16 protein-coding genes are annotated in these 16722 nt (G+C 38.0%); 7 read left to right on the top strand and 9 right to left on the bottom strand.

Annotated features, from left to right (window positions below; translation table 11 throughout):
* The first annotated feature begins 204 nt into the window (after window positions 1-204).
* Together JIV24_RS12425 and JIV24_RS12420 are read left to right on the top strand one after the other, a co-directional pair.
* Window positions 205-3132 carry a DEAD/DEAH box helicase gene (locus tag JIV24_RS12425; RefSeq protein ID WP_200465367.1) on the top strand — a complete coding sequence of 976 codons (2928 nt, stop codon included), beginning with the start codon at window positions 205-207 and terminating at the stop codon, window positions 3130-3132.
* Between the two features lie 95 nt (window positions 3133-3227).
* Window positions 3228-3923 (top strand): head GIN domain-containing protein, encoded by a 696-nt coding sequence (locus tag JIV24_RS12420; RefSeq protein ID WP_200465366.1) that lies wholly within the window; start codon window positions 3228-3230, stop codon window positions 3921-3923.
* Between the two features lie 51 nt (window positions 3924-3974).
* On the opposite strand, the gene JIV24_RS12415 is transcribed toward JIV24_RS12420, so the two are convergent.
* The gene (locus JIV24_RS12415; protein WP_200465365.1) at window positions 3975-4574 is read right to left on the bottom strand and encodes a flavin reductase family protein; all 600 of its coding nucleotides are present in this window, start codon (window positions 4572-4574) and stop codon (window positions 3975-3977) included.
* Between the two features lie 126 nt (window positions 4575-4700).
* Between JIV24_RS12415 and JIV24_RS12410 the strand changes: the two genes are divergently transcribed.
* Together JIV24_RS12410 and JIV24_RS12405 are read left to right on the top strand one after the other, a co-directional pair.
* Window positions 4701-4934 (top strand): hypothetical protein, encoded by a 234-nt coding sequence (locus tag JIV24_RS12410; protein ID WP_200465364.1) that lies wholly within the window; start codon window positions 4701-4703, stop codon window positions 4932-4934.
* A gap of 24 nt (window positions 4935-4958) precedes the next feature.
* On the top strand, window positions 4959-5204 hold the full coding sequence (locus JIV24_RS12405) for a hypothetical protein (RefSeq protein ID WP_200465363.1): 246 nt from the start codon (window positions 4959-4961) through the stop codon (window positions 5202-5204).
* Between the two features lie 459 nt (window positions 5205-5663).
* Here JIV24_RS12405 and JIV24_RS12400 read toward each other — a convergent pair whose 3' ends face one another.
* The 7 genes from JIV24_RS12400 to ybaK form a co-directional block, all read right to left on the bottom strand.
* Entirely contained in the window at window positions 5664-6017 is a 354-nt protein-coding gene (locus JIV24_RS12400; RefSeq protein ID WP_200465362.1) for a DoxX family protein, read from the bottom strand.
* A 132-nt stretch (window positions 6018-6149) separates the two neighbouring features.
* Window positions 6150-6605 carry an aspartate carbamoyltransferase regulatory subunit gene (pyrI, locus tag JIV24_RS12395; protein ID WP_234445817.1) on the bottom strand — a complete coding sequence of 152 codons (456 nt, stop codon included), beginning with the start codon at window positions 6603-6605 and terminating at the stop codon, window positions 6150-6152.
* Between the two features lie 25 nt (window positions 6606-6630).
* The gene (pyrB, locus tag JIV24_RS12390; RefSeq protein ID WP_200465361.1) at window positions 6631-7539 is read right to left on the bottom strand and encodes an aspartate carbamoyltransferase; all 909 of its coding nucleotides are present in this window, start codon (window positions 7537-7539) and stop codon (window positions 6631-6633) included.
* Window positions 7529-7810, bottom strand: coding sequence for a hypothetical protein (locus JIV24_RS12385; protein WP_200465360.1), 282 nt, complete (start codon window positions 7808-7810; stop codon window positions 7529-7531). Before JIV24_RS12385 ends, pyrB begins: the two co-directional genes overlap by 11 nt.
* Before the next feature lie 121 nt (window positions 7811-7931).
* The gene (msrA, locus tag JIV24_RS12380) at window positions 7932-8525 is read right to left on the bottom strand and encodes a peptide-methionine (S)-S-oxide reductase MsrA (RefSeq protein ID WP_200465359.1); all 594 of its coding nucleotides are present in this window, start codon (window positions 8523-8525) and stop codon (window positions 7932-7934) included.
* A gap of 198 nt (window positions 8526-8723) precedes the next feature.
* Window positions 8724-9260, bottom strand: coding sequence for a DUF4395 domain-containing protein (locus JIV24_RS12375; RefSeq protein WP_200465358.1), 537 nt, complete (start codon window positions 9258-9260; stop codon window positions 8724-8726).
* A gap of 447 nt (window positions 9261-9707) precedes the next feature.
* The gene (gene ybaK / locus JIV24_RS12370) at window positions 9708-10190 is read right to left on the bottom strand and encodes a Cys-tRNA(Pro) deacylase (protein WP_200465357.1); all 483 of its coding nucleotides are present in this window, start codon (window positions 10188-10190) and stop codon (window positions 9708-9710) included.
* Between the two features lie 107 nt (window positions 10191-10297).
* Here ybaK and JIV24_RS12365 point away from each other — a divergent pair, with 107 nt between their 5' ends.
* Both JIV24_RS12365 and kdsA read left to right on the top strand, forming a co-directional pair.
* On the top strand, window positions 10298-11578 hold the full coding sequence (locus tag JIV24_RS12365) for a replication-associated recombination protein A (RefSeq protein ID WP_200465356.1): 1281 nt from the start codon (window positions 10298-10300) through the stop codon (window positions 11576-11578).
* Window positions 11579-11688: 110 nt separating this feature from the next.
* Window positions 11689-12510: a 3-deoxy-8-phosphooctulonate synthase gene (gene kdsA / locus JIV24_RS12360; RefSeq protein WP_200465355.1), complete on the top strand. Its 822-nt coding sequence runs from the start codon at window positions 11689-11691 to the stop codon at window positions 12508-12510.
* Window positions 12511-12528: 18 nt separating this feature from the next.
* On the opposite strand, the gene JIV24_RS12355 is transcribed toward kdsA, so the two are convergent.
* Window positions 12529-14763, bottom strand: coding sequence for a PAS domain-containing protein (locus JIV24_RS12355; RefSeq protein WP_200465354.1), 2235 nt, complete (start codon window positions 14761-14763; stop codon window positions 12529-12531).
* 196 nt (window positions 14764-14959) lie between these two features.
* Between JIV24_RS12355 and JIV24_RS12350 the strand changes: the two genes are divergently transcribed.
* Window positions 14960-16621, top strand: a complete 1662-nt coding sequence (locus JIV24_RS12350; protein WP_234445816.1) for a dipeptidase — start codon at window positions 14960-14962, stop codon at window positions 16619-16621.
* The last annotated feature ends 101 nt before the right edge of the window (window positions 16622-16722 follow it).

Here is a 16722-nt window from a genome sequence, read left to right as displayed (position 1 = left end):
TTGATTGACACTGCCTCAAATTGATTGATCAATCTAATGAGTTGTTTTTTTTATATCGGTAATGCGGAGACCTTTACTTTGCCATCCTTCGCACAAATTAAATTCAAACTATCCCTCCTTCCCATTTGCCCAATTCTAAATGATATTATCTTTGTTGGTTCGTTTTAACAAACAAGACACAAAAAAAGAATTACGTCGAAAGATATGGAGCAGTTAATCGCGGTTATTTCAGAGAAGCGCAATATAGGTTGTACACTAATTCCCTACTATGCCCAAACCGATGAAAATGGAGTTTTACAACTTATCGAACAAGCTAACATTGAGCACATTGAAGCCAAACGCTTTGATTTTTCGACCGCACAAGTAGAGATTATTAAGCTCTTAAATACAATTAATGAGCAAAATCTTTTCAAACGATTTTCAAAACAGAAAAACTTAAAGTTATTTTTCGAGAAGCTGGAAGAACAGTTTACACTGGATCATATTCGACCAGTGATGGATAATAAAATATCTCAGGCCCTTGAAATAATAGCCTTAACCGACATGCCTGTTTTCTATAAAAACCCGAATTACAGTCACATGTATGATACTGATCGTATTCGGGTACAAACACTGTTTCATGAGCCATTGTTTGACTTTACACTAGAAGACAGTGGATTGAGATATACACTCAAAATAAGAACTGAAAATGGTGAAATGGGGCTTACCAATCGAGATATTATCGAAGTCTGTTCCTCGCCTGCCGTATTTCTTATTAACAATCAATTGTTCCGATTTGAGAAGATTGACGCCAAAAAATTCAAGCCATTTCTTCGCGTTAATCACCTGCAAATACAACCACGAAGTGTTGATACCTACATGTCAACTTTTGTAGAAAATTGTATTCGCGATTACTACGTTAAAGCCACCGGTTTTTTCATCAATAAAAAAGACGTGAAACTGGTTCCGATACTTCAATTGGAAAAAGATTTAACACAACAGGCCATTCTCACGCTTAAGTTCAGATACGATAAACGAGAATACCTGGCAGGAACACGTTCTACAGTTTTTGTCAACCATCGCACCATGAAAGGGCATCATATTTTTGATAGCTTCCGACGACAGACCGATGATGAAATTCAAATTATTGAACTACTAAAACAGCTGGGTCTTAAGAGCATTAGCGATTCTCAATACAAACCATTATCAGATAACGAGCTTATTGACCTTCATACTGTTATTGAGTGGTTAAATATACGTGCTGCCCAATTACTTGCATCAGGTATAAAAGTCATTCAAAGTGGTTGGGATGATAACTATTACACGGGTTCAGCCAGCTTATCAATGCAATATCACGAAGAAAATGATTGGTTTGACATTAAAGCCATCATTCAAGTGGATGAATTTGAGATCCCGTTTCAAAAAATTCGTCAGCATATATTAAGAGGCAAAAGAGAATTCAAGCTACCCAACAATCAACTATTTATCATCCCCGAAGAATGGTTTACCAAGTATACCGATCTTATGCATTTTGTCAGTGCCGATGATGAAAGTATGAGACTGGACAAGATGCACTTTAACCTTCTTGAACAAGATAAACTGGAAGAAACTTCGCCCGAGTGGAAAAAGGAGATGGCGAAACTACAGCAGAAAACCATCGATTTTGAGTCACCTGATGGTTTATCAGCCACGCTTCGCCCTTATCAGCTTGAAGGGTATGCCTGGATGCGCATGCTCCACTCCAACAAGTTTGGCGGTATTTTAGCTGATGATATGGGCTTGGGTAAAACCATTCAAACCATAGCCATGCTCTTGAATCAGTATGAATCATCTGAAAATAATGAGCAAGAGGCAGAGCAAGAAGAGCAACTATCTATGTTTAATGCTGTTCAGGGTTTTAATAAATCGAGCTTGCCAGCCAGCTTAATTGTGATGCCCACCTCTTTGGTTCATAACTGGGCCAACGAGATTAAGAAGTTTGCGCCGCAATTAAAAATATATCTCTACACAGGAAATAATCGGACCAAATCAAAAGAAATAGGCAAAATATTCAAACATTACCACATTGTTTTAACAAGCTATGGCATTGCTCGTAATGACATTGAGTATCTGAATAATTATCAATTTCAATATGTCATACTGGATGAAAGCCAAAACATTAAAAACCCAACATCAAAAGTTTACCAGGCTGTTTCAAACCTGAAAGCTGTTAATAAGCTGGTACTAACAGGCACGCCAATCGAAAACGCGCTGGTTGATTTATGGGCGCAAATGAATTTTGTAAACAACGGATTATTGGGTAACCTCAATTTCTTTAAAAACCATTATGCCGGCCCCATTGAGAAAAAACGTGATGAAAGTAAGGAGGCCAAACTTCGCGAACTTATCAACCCATTTATATTACGGCGAACCAAAGAAATGGTAGCCAAAGAGCTTCCTCCAATAACCGAACAAACACTGATTTGTGATATGACTGAAGATCAACAGAAATATTATGAACGCGAAAAATCAGGTATTCGGAATGAGCTGATGAAAGCTATCGAACAAAATGGGGTCAATAAAAATGCCATATTAGCACTTCAGGCACTTACTAAACTACGCCAGATTGCCAACCACCCCGCCTTAGTTGATGATGAATACAAAGGCTCTTCGGGTAAATACGAACAGATATTTCAGAAGCTGAACAATGCCATTAGCGAAGATCATAAGGTTTTGATTTTCTCATCTTTTGTGAAAGATTTGGAGCTTATTGAAAAAGATCTGCAAGCTCAAAAAATGAAATACGCCAAACTAACCGGTTCAACAACTGATCGTCAAAAAGTGATAAAAAGCTTTACTGATGACAAAAGCTGTAAGGTATTTCTCATTTCGTTAAAAGCGGGTGGTGTTGGGCTAAACCTCATCGAGGCCGATTATGTTTTTGTTCTTAACCCGTGGTGGAACCCTGCTGCCGAAGCTCAGGCGATTAATCGTGCTCATCGTATTGGACAGACCAAGAATGTATTTGTCTATAAATTCATCTCTGCCGAAAGCATTGAAGAAAAAATTGCAAAGCTGCAAGAGCGTAAAACAGAGCTGGCTGACACCTTCATCACCACCAATAATCCAATAAAAGATCTATCAGAAACAGAGCTTCGAGAATTATTTGCATAGTTTTTGCTTCTCAAGGCAAAGTTTAATAAAATTTAAGCATTTCAGCCCCAACTATTGGAGTTCTATTGCGTAATACAATCAAAAAAGGAAAGAATATGAAACTAACTAACACCATCATTTTACTATTCGCTATCATACTTGGCATTAATGCTCAAGAACCTGACCATACTCAGTTGCGTAAGGTTGGTTCTTTTGATAAAGTTAAAGCATCAAAAGGCATTAATGTTACATTAATTGAGGGTGATAAAGAAGAAGTTGATGTACATATTAAAAACGGCGAAGTAACTGATGTTATCACTGAAGTTAAAAATCGTAAGCTTACAGTTAAGATGAAGACAAAAATATACAAGGACGTGCATGTTCAGGTATATGTAACTTATAAACGCTTAAGAGATATTGACGCCGGTTCGGGAGCTACTATTGATGCTGAAAATACCATATATGCCGAAAGTCTTAAGTTAAGAGGCGGAACAGATGCCAAACTTCTTTTAGATGTTGATGTAAATAATCTGGAAGTGACTGGTTCGGCTTGTAAAATTGAACTGGAAGGTAAAACTAAGTTTCAGGATGTGAGTATAGGTACAGGAGGTAAATACCTTGCATACAATCTAGAGAGTGAAGAAACATACGCTAAATCGACCCTTGGAAGTATTGTTGAAGTGGTGGCTAATGAAAAACTAAGTGGCACAGCCGGCTCAGGTGGTGTTGTTTATTTTATGGGCGAGCCTGACAAAATTGAAAAGAAAGAAAGCACAGGTGGTAAAGTAAAAAAGGAAAACCAGACAACGTAAAAAATATAGTTAACAAGATAAATGAAACCCGGCCAAAAGCCGGGTTTTCTTTTATTTCTTCTTTCTTATAATGCGCTTCTTCTTTTTCTTCTTCTCAACCGCATAACCAAACTTACCAATCTTCTTTCCTACCTCGAAATAGTGACCATGTGAATAGCAGATAGGTTTAGACTTTTGAAGACTAAATGCGCCGGTATTTTCGTCAATATATTGCTCGTCGGCTTTGACATTTACGACCTCGGCCATAAACATATCATGCGTACCCAATTCTTTAATTTCGGTTACCTTGCATTCAATGTTAATTGGTGACTCCTCAATAATTGGAGCACTCACAATCGAAGCTTTGCCGGGTGTTAGGTGCATCTCTTCAAACTTATTATACTGACGGCCTGAACGTACCCCACACCAATCAGTCGCATATGCCAAATCTTTCGTTGTCAGATTAATAACAAATTCACCGGTTTCTTTCAGCGTTTGATACGAATGACGTCCTTTTCGCACAGAGATGTAACACATTGGCGGATCGGAACAAATGGTACCTGTCCAGGCAATGGTTATGATGTTGTAATTTTCAGGTGTATTACCCACCGATACCATCACAGCAGGTAAAGGATATATCATGTTTCCGGGTTTCCAGTCTTGCTTTGCCATTTACTTATCTTTTTCACAAAGATACATCACATCAATTAAAGCCTGTTGAATAATAAAAAAGTTTTTCGGTAAGTGTTAGTTGCTTCATGCTTGTCATTCTAACATATCTAACTTAACACTTACTTGATGAAGAAAGCTTTATTCATCATGCTTCTGGGCATGTTGTACCTACAAACACATGCTCAAAAAGATGAAATCAGTATTACCGACTCTCCTACATCATTGTACCACCTGGAAAAATGGGTCCATGGTTATGACGAAGGCCAAACAAAATACTTCGTACTTGGCGCTTTCAACCTTGACTATTATCGATACTATAACCCCTGGTTTAAAGTAGGGCTAAACCTTATGTACGACTAGGTTAATCTTGAAGGAACAGCAGATTTGCAATATTATACTTCTCCGCCAACAACATCAGTTATTTACGATTATCGCTCAACTAAATCGGCTTTTGTTATAGCACCTCAGGTTGAATTTGAATATTTACGTCATCCGAAATTCAGATTAGCGAGCGGCCTTAGCATTGGGTATGGTAAGGAAAAGTTCAATAACAATGGTGCATTAAACTATAACGTTGATCTGAATGGATTTATTTTCCACATTAACGTATTGTCTTTTAAATGGGGCTAGAAATATGGCTTAACTGGAAATATTGGTGCCGGACACAAAGGTTTTGTCAACCTGGGCTATTTTGTTCGCTTATAGTTTCAAAACAATGTTGTCCTAGATGTTATATCAATTGGGCTGTCCGCCCAAACCCGACTTCATTTTTTGGCTTAATCCAAAAAACGAAAGCAAAAAAGATCAAGGCTACACCCGCTTCGCTCAAAAAACTACGGTTGATGACTTAAATTGTTTTAAACTCGTCTTTTTCCGTACCTCCAAAAGACTCGAACAGAAAACAATTTAAAAGCGTCATTTCAACCTTGTTTTTTGGCTCATCTGCTGAGGCCCTTACGGAACAAGAGCTTTCGAAGCACTAACAAAAACGTTTAGGACGCTAATGGTTTCAAAACTAAAAACCTGAGTTCAATACATTTTATCGTACTCAGGTTAGAATATCATTCTCGGCTAATCAGATAACCATAGTTACCTTTTCCTTCCGAATATATACGATAGAATTAATAGCACTAAGGCCATGATAGCTCCCATCTGTTCACCATCACTTATACTAATATGCGCCGAAGCAGCCAATAAAAAATTAAAGAAGAAACCGGCATAAGCCCACTCTTTTAAAACTTTAGATTTGTTGCTCAATATGGCCACTAAGCCTAGTAATTTAGCCAAAGCTAATGGATAGATGATGTATGTTGGAAAACCCAAAGCAGTAAACGCGTCTTGAATGGCAGCGTTGTTAAACACATACATACTCGCCGACATAAGCATCATCGCAGAAAGCAAACCTGTTGCAATCCAGTAAATTATTTTATCTCTTTTGTTCATACTATTTTAATTATGGTTTGCTTATTAAACACAATTGTTTTCAAATAGTTGAATGTAATGCAAAAACTCCCGCATCGGGCGATGCAGGAGTTTTCTATTTAAACATGATGCTTACGCATCCTGGTCCATCAATTATAATACTTCTAAATGCTCCTCATTGGTAATCTTCTCACAATACTGACACTTTAAAGCCAAAGGCTCTGGTTCCACTAAAGAGAATTTCGTTACCATTTCTTCATTATTGGTAATACACTTAGGGTTAAAACACTTAGCAATACCAACAATTTGCTCAGGAATAGTCACCGTTTTCTTATCAACTACCTGGTAATCTTCAATAATGTTTAGCTTAGCCGAAGGAGCTACTAAAGCTATCTTATTGATTTCGTCATCAGCAAAAAACTTTTTAGCCACTTTAATAATGGCTTTATGACCTTGCTGCTTGCTTTTTAAGTTAGTACCAAAAGTAATCTGATTTTTACTTTTATCAAGCCCTAAAATGGAGATTACTTTAAACAAATGAGTTGCTGGTATATGGTCAATTACAGTACCATTTTTGATTGCTCTTACGCTTAATTCTTTCTTTGTCATGATTCAATACTTTTTAAAATACGACTTACTTCACTCCTAAAATAGAGGCCATAATTGCCATACGGGCATAAACACCATTTTCGGCCTGCTCAAAATAGTAGGCTTTTGGATTGGCATCCACATCGGTGTGTATCTCATTTACACGTGGCAGTGGATGAAGAATACGTAAATTATCTTTGGTATTATCTAACATAGCATTGCGAAGTACATACACGTTCTTAACCTTTTCGTATTCGATAGGGTCTGAAAAACGCTCACGCTGAACACGTGTCATGTATAATATGTCTGCTTCTTCAATGATATCTGTAAACTCATGGTGCTCGTAGTACTTAATACCTTGCTTATCAAGGAAAAGCTTATACTCATCCGGCATCTTCAATGAATCTGGCGAAATAAAATTAAATGTTGGATTAAACTGCGACATAGCCATCATCAATGAATGAACAGTACGGCCATACTTTAAATCGCCAACAAGGAAAATATTAAGATTATCTAATGTTCCCTGAGTTTTATAAATCGAGTACATATCCAACAGTGTTTGTGTTGGATGTTGATTAGCTCCATCTCCGGCATTGATAACCGGCACATCAGAAACTTCAGAAGCATAACGTGCTGAACCTTCTAATGGGTGACGCATCACAATCAAATCACTATAGTTACTCACCATTTTGATGGTATCATTTAAGGACTCACCTTTAGAGGTAGATGATGATGATGAATCGGTAAAACCAATGATACCTCCACCTAAACGATTGATGGCCGTTTCAAAACTCAAACGAGTACGGGTTGATGGCTCAAAAAATAAGCTTGATACCACTTTACCATCTAACAACTTCTGGTTAGGATTGGCTTCAAATTCGGCTGCCAATTCCACAATGCGCAAGATTTCTTCCTTCGAGAAATCGGTAATGGAAACTAAACTTTTATCCTTCATTTGCTAATTGTTTTGTGTGAGAAAGCTCCCACATTATTTGGTTTGGATTACTATATGTATTTGCAATAATCTGTGGGGGATGCATTAAAAAAGACACAAAAAAAAGACCTGAAATAAAAATCAGGTCTTCTTTAATATATTTAAAAACAATAAGTATCTCAACATTAATGCGGTTGAATGAGAAAGAGGAAAAAAGGCATCTTAAACCATCTTTTTCCGGATGATTGTCTGACTTTCGTCGTCGCCAATATTGATCAATCTGTTGTCTCATTCCGGAGTTCAAAGATAGGGAATTTTCATGTTATAAAACAACCTTTTATTAAGGTTAAATTTACACATAAACACTCCACACCAACATAAATACCTCATTAACTGCAACTTACTCAAAACAATTAATCTTTCAGTTTTTCAGCAAACATCTTTCTGAACTTCTTCAACTTTGGATTGATAACCACGTTACAATATGGCTGTTTAGGGTTATTGGCAAAATAATCCTGATGGTAATTCTCTGCCTCATAAAACTTGCCGATAGCACTTACTTCCGTAACAACCGGGTTGTTAAAAACCTTCTCTTTTTCGAGTGTTTCAATAACCATTTCAGTGGTTTCTTTTTGCTCCTGGCTGTGGTAAAACACCACTGAACGATATTGTGTTCCCACATCGCCCCCTTGCCTGTTTAAAGTTGTAGGATCATGTGTGGCGAAAAACACTTCGAGCAAATCAACAAACTCAATTACATTCGGATCATAGGTAATTTGAACCACCTCGGCATGCCCGGTTAAGCCGGTGCATATCTCTTTGTAGCTTGGATTATCAGTATGACCACCACTATAGCCCGATTCAACTTTCTCAACACCTTCTAAAGCATCAAAAAAAGCTTCTGTACACCAAAAACATCCACCGCCAAAAGTTGCTTTGGCTTTCTCTTTTCCCGTCATATTTATGCTCACCATTATGGTTAATATAATGCAACTAATTGCTTTCATATCTATTTCTTTCAAGCATAACAGGGCTGTAAGTCGAATGTTTAATTAACGTACCACGGATGTCTCGCTTAAAGCGATGACATCCGTCTGCCCAAACAATATGAAAACGCAACGTGCTTCAAATGTATCATGTGAATTGAAGAGAAAAAAAAAGCCCAAAGCATAATGCTTTGGGCTCCTATTATAGAAGATTAATTTCTAATTTACGTCGCACGAATCGCCCATACAATTAGGCTTCACCTCAGGTGCTTTAATAATTTTTAATCGGATAGCACCATGGTAAATCTGACATCCCACACAAATACCAAATACCGACTCAAGATATAATAGAAGCAGGCAGACTAAACAAAGCAGGCAAACAGGATTAAAATATGACGCATCGTTCACTAACTGTAGTGATAAAACAAAAATAGTGATGGATAATCCTAATCCCAGGCTCCACGCAAAGCGCTTTTGTACGGCACCAATCCATAGCGAACTTTGATTATAAGTCACCATTCGCGATAACAATGCTGTTGGCGAAAACTTTGGATTAACAAATACGCCAATGGCAAAGTTTATCATCAAAAAACCTGATATATAAGGAATAACCTCATACTTATTAAGGATAAAGCCATTAATAGAAGCAATGATCCCCAGCAACAACATAATGCCTGCACTTCCGCGCCATACACGCTCATCTACCACTTTGTATCCTAAATCGTCTTTATACTCACCAAAACTAAAAAATGCCATATCTTATTTATTGTAATTTAGATGCCAAAAATAATAACATTCAATTATTATCAGTGTTAATAGATTGTAAATTTCTTTTCTAAAAAGGCTGATAGTTATTTCTCAAGCACGGATGTCATCGCTCAGAGCGATGACATCCGTTACTTTGAATATATCTTTTTGGTACAAACATATAGTTAGTTTACAAACGTCATGCTGACGATTGGCATTTCCCCATGTTTTCACGCAACGTCATGATGACGATTGAACAAACACGTGCGTTTTACGAATCGTCATCATGATTATTGCCAAAACATTGCCGCGGGGCCATTCGTCATGGTGACGATTGATAAAACGCTGACGTTTCTCCAATCGTCATCATGATCCTACGAAAAACAGTTTTTTCCAGGATCATGGTGATCTGACACAAAATATAATTTGTAAGGATTTAGAGCGATGACATCCATGCTACATCTTAACCAAATCTTTTAACTGACCTTTAATGGTGGAGAGTAAATCATCAATCTCTATTTCTATAATCTGTCCTTTTTTACCACCACTCACAATCATTTTTCCCAACTCTTCTGAGCTTAACTCCAGAAATGTAGGGTATTGCTTTTTCATACCAATCGGCGAGCAGCCCCCCTTGATATAACCGGTGTATTTCAATAGTTCTTTATGAGGTAACATCTCTATCTTTTTCTCGCCTGCTGCCAGGGCTGCCTTTTTCAAATCCAATTCTTTATTTATGGGAATAACAAAGACATACAGTTCATTTTTTACACTTTTGGCAACCAATGTTTTATGCACAAGATTAGTATCACGATTATTCATACGTGCTACGAGCGTACCATCCGTATTTTCTTCGTCGGTAAAATATTGAAATGAGGCGTACTCCACCTTGTTACGGTCGAGAATACGCATGGCGTTGGTCTTTGTTTGTTTTGGCATATCGATTTATTTGCACGCGGATGTCATCGCTTAGAGCGATGACATCCGTTTTAAGCACAAATTTAAGTTTCCTTTTTGTATTTTTGAATCCTCAAAATGAAATTTACATGAGCGGATATCCTCCATTGGCCGAACGCATGCGGCCAACAAATCTGGAACAATATATTGGTCAGAAACACCTGGTTGGTGAAGGTGCTGTACTGCGAAAGATGATTGATCGTAAAGTGATTTCATCCATCATATTATGGGGGCCTCCGGGAGTAGGTAAAACCACACTGGCCAAAATCATTTCTAAGCAGTTGGAGCGACCGTTCTTTGTGCTGTCGGCCATTAATTCGGGAGTGAAAGATGTGCGTGAAGCCATTGAGAAAGCAAGAAAAGCACGCTTTTTCAGTTCGCCCTCTCCCATTTTATTTATCGATGAGATACACCGTTTTAGCAAGTCACAGCAGGATAGCTTATTGGGCGCTGTTGAAGAAGGTGTTATTACCTTGATTGGCGCTACTACTGAGAATCCATCTTTTGAGGTTATTTCGCCTTTATTGTCCCGCTGCCAGGTATATGTATTAAAGTCATTAGAGCAAGAGGATTTACTCGATTTAGTAAATAAAGTACTTTCGACAGACATCTTACTAAAAGAGAAATCAATTGAAATAAAAGAAGATACAGCATTGTTACGCTATTCTGGTGGTGATGCTCGTAAACTATTGAATATACTGGAGCTGGTTACTAATGCCGAAATAAGTAGCGATAAAATTGAGATTACCGATAAGCTGGTGACCACCCATTTGCAGCAGAACCCTGCCCAATACGATAAAAATGGTGAGCTGCACTATGATATCATCTCAGCATTTATCAAATCCATACGTGGAAGCGACCCCGATGCAGCAGTCTACTGGTTAGCCCGAATGGTGGAAGGTGGCGAGGACCCCAAGTTCATTGCCCGCCGACTGATCATTTCGGCCTCAGAAGATATCGGCCTGGCCAACCCAAATGCCTTGTTACTGGCAACCAATTGTTTCGAAGCGATTAAAACAGTTGGCTGGCCCGAGTCGCGCATTATCCTATCGCAAGTCACCATTTATCTGGCCACCAGCCCTAAGAGCAACTCGGCCTATCAGGCTATTAAAGATGCACAGGTAATGGTCAAGCAAACTGGTAATCTACCTGTTCCTCTTCACTTGCGAAATGCTCCTACTAAATTGATGAAGGAATTAAACTATGGCAAAGAATACCTTTATTCACATAGTTATCCCAACAATTTTGTAGAGCAGGATTATATGCCGGATGAATTACAAGACCAACGCATTTATCACCCACAAAACAACCCACAGGAAAGCAAGGTGGATGAACGCATGAAGTTTTTGTGGAAAGACAGGTTTAAGTAAGAAAAGAGATACAAGACAAAAGGTGCAAGTATCAAGATTGATTATTACTTTTGTAAATCAATATAAAACAACGGATTTCGAACTACCGGACTTCGGATTAATTTACGACTATGGATATCAATAAAATACCAAAGATTAAACATACCAATAGCGGCAATTTCTTTTTATTAGCCGGTCCTTGCGCCATCGAAGGTGAAGAAATGGCATTACGCATTGCCGAAAGAGCTGTTGAAATCACTAATAAGCTGGAGATTCCATACATTTTTAAAGGCTCATACCGCAAAGCTAACCGCTCGCGCATTGATTCCTTTAGCGGCATTGGTGATGAAAAAGCATTAAAGATTCTTCGTAAAGTAAGCGAAACATTTGATGTGCCTACTGTAACCGACATACATGCAGCTAATGAAGCAGCCATGGCAGCCGAATATGTTGATGTTTTACAAATACCTGCCTTTTTATGTCGCCAAACAGATTTGTTAGTGGCTGCAGCCAAAACCGGCAAAGTGGTGAATATTAAAAAAGGACAGTTCTTAAGTGCCGAAGCCATGCAATTTGCAGTGAAAAAAGTGCGCGATATGGGTAATGACGAAGTTATTCTAACCGAGCGTGGTAATATGTTTGGCTATCAGGATATGATTGTTGATTATCGGGGTATTCCGACCATGAAACAATTTGATGTACCAGTGGTGTTGGATATTACCCACTCGTTACAACAGCCCAATCAATCAAGTGGCGTAACTGGTGGCAAACCAGAATTAATTGAAACTGTTGCCAGGGCAGGTATTGCAGTTGGAGCCGATGGTTTATTTATCGAGACTCATTTTGACCCGGCTAATGCTAAATCAGATGGTGCCAATATGCTTCAATTGGATTTACTGGAAGGGTTGATGAGCCGCTTGGTAGAAATAAGAAAAGTAGTGAATAAGTTTTAAAGAAAATAAAGCGCCGTGTTAATCGGTGCTTTTTTCTTTTTCACCCTTGGGTAGGTGAATTTTGAATTCGGTGCCTTTGCCAACTTCGCTTTCCACTTCAATAAAGCCACCGTTTTTCTCAACCATATCTTTGGAAAGGTGGAGCCCCAATCCTGTTCCTTTTTCTTCAGCAGTACCAGAAGTGCTGATATAGCCATTAATATCAAATAACACATCCAGTTTCTCTGGTTTGATGCCAATACCCGTATCACGAATGGATAAAACAACAAAATTATCCACCTCAAAGGTTGAACTTCTCACCTCACCATTGGGATTGGAAAATTTTATTCCATTATGTATTAAATTTCTAATCACAAACTTCATCATATCAATATCGGCATACACCACAGCCTGTTGGTTGATATCATTCGACAGATGAATCTTTTTATTTCTAGCCTGTACATCGTAATTTTCTATGGCTTCATCCACCAAATTCTTTGGCCTGAAATACTGTGATTTGACTATCATCTGCCCTAACTGACTTTTGCCCCAAATCAATAAATCATCCAGTAATTTATACACATTTTCACTACTGATTGCTATCTGTTCGATATAAGCTTTAATTTCCTCTTTACTATACAGTTCAAGGTTATTTTTAAGCAGACTGGCAAATCCTAAAATACTATTAAACGGATTTTTAATATCATGAGCAATAATGGAAAACAACTTGTCTTTAGTTGCATTTAACTCCTTCAATTTGAACTCGCGTTCCTTTAGTTGTAATTCAATTTCTTTCTTACTACTTATATCAGTAACAATACCTATTATCTCAATGATTTTTCCATTTACATCCTTTATAGGTGATACATGCAAATCGCCCCAAAATGTACTTCCATCTTTCTTTAAAAATTGACATTCAAGATTGTAATCATTTACCTCACCAACCAGCAGTTGAGAGAAATGTAGCTCAGCTTCGTGCTGCCACATTGGGTGAATCACCTGTAAATGGGTGAATGAATACATATCCTCTTTACTATCAAAACCCAATAGCTTTTGCATTCGCTCATTCACCAACACAAAACGCCCTTTAGGAGTCACAACTCCAATGCCTGCAATGGTGCTGTTTACAACTGCATCAAGTTTATTTCGGTGTTGTATTAATTCAACTTCAGTTTGCTTCAATGGTGTCAAATCCATACCTACCGACTGGTACTCAAAAATATTTCCTGCCGAGTCAACCAAGGCCCTGTCAAGCCAACGCATCCATTTTATTTTGCCACTCTTAAGCACAAGTTGGTGCTCAACCACACTAATTGGGTTATGTACAGTTAAGGATTTTATTGTTCGTTTTGCACGTTCTTTTTCATCATCCGGAAACCAATCAAATATTGAACTCCCTACTAATGCGCTACGCTCAACTTCAAAGGCTTTGCAATATTGCTCGTTGGCATAAATAAGCACTCCATCTTTATCAAAACGGCTAATTAGAGCCGGTGCATCTTCCACTAAGGAAAAATAACGTTCCTCACTGGCCTCAAGCGCTTCAATTGTTTGGCGATAAGGCGATACATCATAAAAGAACAGACAGATATTGTCTTTGCCAAATGGGAAAGAACGATAACGAACGTATTTTCCTAACTCTTTAAAATGAGTCTCAAACGAAGATTTTCGATTTAAAATCAATTGGGATCGACGCTTAGTTATCTCGAATTCTGGTAATATTTCACTTATTTTTAAACCAACAATACCAAGTCGACCAACTACATTACCTGCCGATGGATTGGCCCTCACAATCATAAAATCAAGCACTTCACCCTCAATATTGTACAATGGCTGAAGAATCGCTATACCAATTGGTGAATTATCAAATAATTCATCTAAAAACTGACTATCATGATCTAATTGGACTTCCAACTCACGTTGGCGGGTTATGTCTTCTTTTACAGCAATGTAACCCGTTAATTCATCATTTATAATAACCGGGCTGATGATGGCTTTCTCCCAGATATAAACCCCTGACTTGGTTCTATTCTTGAAAATCCCGCGCCATGTTTCTCCATTTCTTATGGTGGTCCATAAGTTTTCATAGTATTGGGCATCGTGATAATCACTTTTAAACAATCGAGGGTTTTCACCCACTACTTCACTCTGGGTATAACCATACTTTTTCTCAAAGCTTTTATTGGCATACCTTATCGTTCCCCGTTCATCCGTTAATATAACAATGCTTTCAGAAAAGTCCAGCGCTTGAATTAATTCATCCCGTATATCCATTTTCCCCGATTGACTATCTGCAAATAAGTAAAAATGAAAGTAAAACGCAAAAATAAAGTCGATTATGTGATTAACGATTGAATGTTAGCGACACCCTGAAAGAATGCTTACTAAACATGTCAAAACTCACATTCTAATATACGGGATTTTATATATTTGTGTCAGAAGAAACATTTTCACTTTAATATTATTTGATATGATGAAAAAAATATTGGCATTAATGGGAGTTGCAGCAATGTTGCTACAAATATCGCCTGCTAATGCTTGTACCAATGTATTGGTTACTAAAAATGCATCTGTTGATGGCTCTACCTTAATTTCTTATGCCGCTGATTCGCATGACTTATATGGTGAATTATATTTTTGGCCAGCAGCTACATATGAAGCTGGTTCAATGTTAAAAGTATATGAATGGGATACTGGAAAATACTTAGGCGAAATTGAACAAGCTGCTCAAACGTATACCGTTATTGGTAACATGAACGAGCACCAGTTAACGATTGCAGAAACAACTTTTGGTGGGCGATCTGAATTAAGAGATCCAGAAGGATTAATTGATTATGGCAGTTTAATATATATTACACTTCAACGTGCCAAAACAGCTCGTGAAGCCATTAAAACAATGACTGAACTTGTTGAGAATTATGGTTATTACAGCTCAGGTGAATCATTTTCGATTGCTGATGCCAATGAAGTATGGGTAATGGAAATGATTGGAAAAGGTGAAGGTAATAAAGGTGCAGTTTGGGTTGCTGTTAAAATTCCTGATGGATATGTTTCAGCTCATGCTAACCAGGCGCGAATTACCTCTTTCCCATTAAAAGATAAAGAGAATTGCTTGTACTCCGAAGATGTTATCTCATTTGCTCGCGAGAAAGGCTATTTCAATGGTAAAAACAAAAACTTCAGTTTTGCTGATGCTTATGCCCCACTTGACTTTGGTGCAGTTCGTTTTTGTGATGCACGTGTTTGGTCTGCCTTCAATATTATGAACCCGGCTGATATGGGTCAATATGAAGCATATGCTTTAGGTAATTCTACTGAAAGAATGCCTTTATACATTAAGCCTGATCGTAAAATTTCACACCGCGATGTTATGAATATCATGCGTGACCACTATGAGGGTACTGCACTTGATATGACTAAAGATGCCGGAGCTGGTCCATTTAGCAAGCCATACCGTTTCCGTCCATTAACTTGGGAAGTAGATGGCGAGAAATACTTCAACGAACGTGCTATTGGTACGCAGCAAACAGGTTTCTCGTTTGTAGCTCAAATGCGCAGTTGGTTACCAGCTCACATTGGTGGTATTCTTTGGTTTGGGGTTGATGCTGCTGCTACAAGTGTATACATGCCTATGTATGCAGGTATGACGGCTGTTCCTAATTGTGTAGCTCAAGGTAATGGTGATTTATTAAATTACTCAGACAATTCGGCTTTCTGGGCATTTACAACTGTAAGTAATCGTGCATACGGTCGGTATAGCCACATGATTGAAGACATCAAAAAAGTGCAAACTGAGTTGGAAGATAACTTAACTTCATTTACAACAGCTATTGACCAATCGGCCAAAGCCTTATATGACCAAAATCCGGATTTAGCTCGTCAGTTCTTAACTGATTTCTCAATAAATCAGGCTGAATTAGTGACTGAAAGATGGAAGCGATTAGGTGAATTCTTATTAGTAAAATACAATGATGGTAACCTACATGAAGAAGTAGATGGTGAATTCTTGCTTAATGAGCACGGAAATCCAAAGCACGCTAAATTCCCTGGTTATTCTAACGAATACTATAAAACGATTGTTAAAGATACCGGTGATCACCTTAAGATAAGAGAATTGCCTGCTGAAAAGTAGATTTGTGAAACAGAATAATAACTGTACACACTATTGATGATATTTAAAACCTCGCTTTAGCGAGGTTTTTTTGTATTAACCCGAGTTCCCTTGGCTTTGCA

The sequence above is a fragment of the Carboxylicivirga marina genome, from assembly GCF_016612505.1.
Classification (GTDB): Bacteria; Bacteroidota; Bacteroidia; order Bacteroidales; family Marinilabiliaceae; genus Carboxylicivirga; species Carboxylicivirga marina.
This window is presented reverse-complemented; position numbering and strand designations above follow the sequence as displayed.

Excerpts from the sequence above, each read along its gene's own strand:
- kdsA (WP_200465355.1), top strand. The coding sequence starts at position 11,689 with ATGGATATCAATAAAATACCAAAGATTAAACATACCAATAGCGGCAAT.
- JIV24_RS12375 (WP_200465358.1), bottom strand. The coding sequence starts at position 9,260 with ATGGCATTTTTTAGTTTTGGTGAGTATAAAGACGATTTAGGATACAAA.
- JIV24_RS12365 (WP_200465356.1), top strand. The coding sequence starts at position 10,298 with ATGAGCGGATATCCTCCATTGGCCGAACGCATGCGGCCAACAAATCTG.
- pyrB (WP_200465361.1), bottom strand. The coding sequence starts at position 7,539 with ATGAAGGATAAAAGTTTAGTTTCCATTACCGATTTCTCGAAGGAAGAA.
- msrA (WP_200465359.1), bottom strand. The coding sequence starts at position 8,525 with ATGAAAGCAATTAGTTGCATTATATTAACCATAATGGTGAGCATAAAT.
- pyrI (WP_234445817.1), bottom strand. The coding sequence starts at position 6,605 with ATGACAAAGAAAGAATTAAGCGTAAGAGCAATCAAAAATGGTACTGTA.
- JIV24_RS12350 (WP_234445816.1), top strand. The coding sequence starts at position 14,960 with ATGATGAAAAAAATATTGGCATTAATGGGAGTTGCAGCAATGTTGCTA.
- JIV24_RS12420 (WP_200465366.1), top strand. The coding sequence starts at position 3,228 with ATGAAACTAACTAACACCATCATTTTACTATTCGCTATCATACTTGGC.
- ybaK (WP_200465357.1), bottom strand. The coding sequence starts at position 10,190 with ATGCCAAAACAAACAAAGACCAACGCCATGCGTATTCTCGACCGTAAC.
- JIV24_RS12400 (WP_200465362.1), bottom strand. The coding sequence starts at position 6,017 with ATGAACAAAAGAGATAAAATAATTTACTGGATTGCAACAGGTTTGCTT.
- JIV24_RS12415 (WP_200465365.1), bottom strand. The coding sequence starts at position 4,574 with ATGGCAAAGCAAGACTGGAAACCCGGAAACATGATATATCCTTTACCT.
- JIV24_RS12385 (WP_200465360.1), bottom strand. The coding sequence starts at position 7,810 with ATGAGACAACAGATTGATCAATATTGGCGACGACGAAAGTCAGACAAT.
- JIV24_RS12355 (WP_200465354.1), bottom strand. The coding sequence starts at position 14,763 with ATGGATATACGGGATGAATTAATTCAAGCGCTGGACTTTTCTGAAAGC.
- JIV24_RS12425 (WP_200465367.1), top strand. The coding sequence starts at position 205 with ATGGAGCAGTTAATCGCGGTTATTTCAGAGAAGCGCAATATAGGTTGT.
- JIV24_RS12410 (WP_200465364.1), top strand. The coding sequence starts at position 4,701 with ATGAAGAAAGCTTTATTCATCATGCTTCTGGGCATGTTGTACCTACAA.